Source organism: Rhizobium metallidurans, from assembly GCF_014196505.1.
Taxonomy (GTDB): Bacteria; Pseudomonadota; Alphaproteobacteria; order Rhizobiales; family Rhizobiaceae; genus Rhizobium; species Rhizobium metallidurans.
Genome location: NZ_JACIDW010000058.1, coordinates 1 through 2,496, shown reverse-complemented (window position 1 = coordinate 2,496; position 2,496 = coordinate 1). Strand labels below are relative to the sequence as shown.

The 2,496-nt window shown below is 61.1% G+C and carries 2 protein-coding genes; both read left to right on the top strand.

The annotated features are described in order from the left end of the window. Positions 1-117 precede the first annotated feature (117 nt). Positions 118-1,617 carry an IS21 family transposase gene (istA, locus tag GGQ67_RS25010; protein ID WP_052821263.1) on the top strand — a complete coding sequence of 500 codons (1,500 nt, stop codon included), beginning with the start codon at positions 118-120 and terminating at the stop codon, positions 1,615-1,617. Between the two features lies 1 nt (position 1,618). Beyond that, the gene (gene istB, locus GGQ67_RS25005; protein WP_003501246.1) at positions 1,619-2,353 is read left to right on the top strand and encodes an IS21-like element helper ATPase IstB; all 735 of its coding nucleotides are present in this window, start codon (positions 1,619-1,621) and stop codon (positions 2,351-2,353) included. Positions 2,354-2,496 lie beyond the last annotated feature (143 nt).

Genomic DNA, 2,496 nt, shown 5'->3' with positions numbered 1-2,496 from the left:
GGTGTGATTAGGCATGGAATAAGGACCCCGCACATGGGGTGATCGGCGTCCAAACGGGACCCCCATCTGCAATGGGGTTACAACAGCCTCCGGTTTCATCGGAGGCTTTTTGTTCGGATGCTTATTGTGGAAACAATTCTGAAGATACGGCGGCTAGCCCATGTTCAGGGCAAGTCGATCAAGGCGATCTGCCGGGAGTTGGGCATATCGCGGAAAGTGGTGCGGAAGGTTTTGCGCACCGATGAGACGGAGTTCAAATACGAACGGACCCGTCAACCTCAGCCGAAGCTCGGCCCCTGGCGCGGTCAGCTCGATGGAATGCTCCTCGCCAATGAGGCCAAATCTTCTCGCGAACGGCTGACACTGATCCGGATATTCGAGGACTTGCGCGACCTCGGCTACGAGGGCGGTTACGACACAGTCCGGCGTTACGCCCGAACATGGGCGAAGGAGCGCGGGTCCGTGACGGCGCAAGCCTATGTGCCGCTCTATTACGCGCCGGGCGAGGCCTACCAGTTCGACTGGAGCCACGAGATTGTCGTGCTGAACGGCGTGACGACGACGGTGAAGGTTGCGCATATCCGGCTCTGCCACAGCCGGATGATGTATGTGAGAGCCTATCCGCGCGAGACGCAAGAGATGGTCTTCGACGCCCATGACAGGGCGTTCGCTTTCTTCGGCGGGGCCTGCACGCGCGGCATCTATGATAATATGAAGACCGCGGTGGAGACGGTCTTCGTCGGCAAGGAACGGCAATACAATCGCCGCTTCCTACAGATGTGCAGCCATTACCTGATCGAACCGGTGGCCTGCACGCCGGCGTCGGGGTGGGAGAAAGGCCAGGTCGAGAACCAGGTCAATCTGGTGCGCGAACGCTTCTTCACGCCGCGACTGCGCTTCAAATCCTACGATGAACTGAATGGCTGGTTGCTGGACAAGTGCATCAGTTACGCCCGCGCTCATAAGCACGTCGATCAGACGGAGCGCACGATCTGGGAGGTGTTCGATGCGGAGCGGCCGCACCTGGTCGGCTATCCCGGCAAATTCGACGGCTTCCACGCTGTGCAGGCCTCGATCGGCAAGACCTGCCTCGTGCGTTTCGACAACAACAAATACTCGGTACTGTCTACGGCAGTCGGCCGCCCTGCCGAGATACATGCCTATGCAGATCGCATCGTCATCCGGCAGGATGGCGTGGAAATCGGCCAACACGATCGCTGCTTCGGCCGTGGCGAGACGATCTATAATCCCTGGCATTACGTGCCGGTCCTGACCCGCAAACCGGGAGCACTGCGCAACGGTGCGCCGTTCCACGACTGGGTTTTGCCCGCCGCCATGGAGAAGGTGCGCCGCCGGCTGAAGGCAATGCATGACGGCGACCGGCAGATGGTGTCGATCCTCGAATGCGTGGGCCTGGACGGGCTCCCCGCCGTCGAAGCGGCCTGCCAGGAGGCGATCGATCAGGGCGTGTTCTCGGCCGCCGTCATCATCAACATTCTGGCCCGCAAGCGTGATCCGCAGCCGGCCGCCATCCTTTCCATCCCCGATGCGCTTCGCCTGACCCATGAGCCTCTGGCCGACTGCGCCCGTTACGACAGCCTGAGGAGGGCAAGCTGATATGGAACGATCCCAAATCCTCGACATGATGGGCACGCTGAAGCTGTTCGGCATGCGTAGCGCCTATGACGAGATCATGGCCTCCGGCATCAAGCGACAGCACGAACCGCCGCGCATCGTCGGTGACCTGCTTCAGTCGGAGATCGCCGAGAAGCAAGCGCGCTCCATCAAATACCAAATCACCGTCGCCAAGCTGCCGCTGGCCAAGGACATCGACGACTTCGACTTCACCGACACGCCGGTCAACGAAGGCCTGGTGCGCCAACTCGCAACCGGGGCCTTCCTCGCCGAGCAGCACAATATCGTTCTGGTCGGCGGAACCGGCACGGGAAAGTCTCACCTGTCCATCGCCCTTGCTCGTGCTCTGATCCGCAATGGCGCACGCGGCCGCTTCTTCAACGTCGTCGACCTCGTCAATCGGCTCGAGACGGAGGCACGTAGCGGCAAACAGGGACGGCTGGCCGACTTCATCACCAGGCTCGACTTCGTCATCATGGACGAACTGGGCTATCTCCCATTTGCCCAGGCGGGCGGCCAGCTCCTCTTCCACCTCATCAGCAGGCTCTACGAGCGGACGTCCATCATCGTCACGACGAACCTGGCCTTCGGCGAGTGGCCGGCCGTATTCGGCGACGCCAAGATGACCGCCGCTCTGCTCGACAGGCTCACCCACCATTGCGAGATCGTGGAAACCGGGAACGAATCCTGGCGCTTTAAAAACCGCTCTCAAAGCTAAAGCCGAAAAGACAAACAACCCGCGCCCGCAGGCCCTTGCGCTAAATGGAGAGCCCCGGGCCTACGCGCGCTGACCCGATGCAACTAGAGGCAGGGGTCCCTTTTGGGAGCCGATAAGGGGTCCCGTTACGACGCCGATTGACA

Excerpts from the sequence above, each read along its gene's own strand:
- istA (WP_052821263.1), top strand. The coding sequence starts at position 118 with ATGCTTATTGTGGAAACAATTCTGAAGATACGGCGGCTAGCCCATGTT.
- istB (WP_003501246.1), top strand. The coding sequence starts at position 1,619 with ATGGAACGATCCCAAATCCTCGACATGATGGGCACGCTGAAGCTGTTC.